The 294-nt window shown below is 49.7% G+C and carries 1 tRNA gene; it reads right to left on the reverse strand.

Going from position 1 to position 294, the window contains the following annotated elements:
* Window position 1: 1 nt before the first annotated feature.
* Window positions 2-77 (reverse strand) — tRNA-Glu (locus tag AAEY57_RS19655).
* Between the last annotated feature and the right edge of the window lie 217 nt (window positions 78-294).

Consider the following 294-nt stretch of genomic DNA (forward strand, 5'->3'; position numbering starts at 1 on the left):
GTGGCGTCCCCAAGGGGATTCGAACCCCTGTTACCGCCGTGAAAGGGCGGTGTCCTAGGCCTCTAGACGATGGGGACGCAGAAATTGGTTTGCAAATCACTGATTTGCTATTTCTGCGTAAGATGAGCCGAGCCTGTGAGGCTAATGGCATTATCTTCTCAGAAACATTTTCTGTGTCACTAGGACAACTGAATGGTTTGACTCGTTTCAGGCGAGCTGCTTAATAACACTGCACTTCCCTATTTAAAATAAGTAAGTGGCGTCCCCAAGGGGATTCGAACCCCTGTTACCGCC

The sequence above is a fragment of the Pseudoalteromonas sp. MER144-MNA-CIBAN-0113 genome, assembly GCF_040308965.1.
Lineage (GTDB): Bacteria > Pseudomonadota > Gammaproteobacteria > Enterobacterales > Alteromonadaceae > Pseudoalteromonas > Pseudoalteromonas tetraodonis.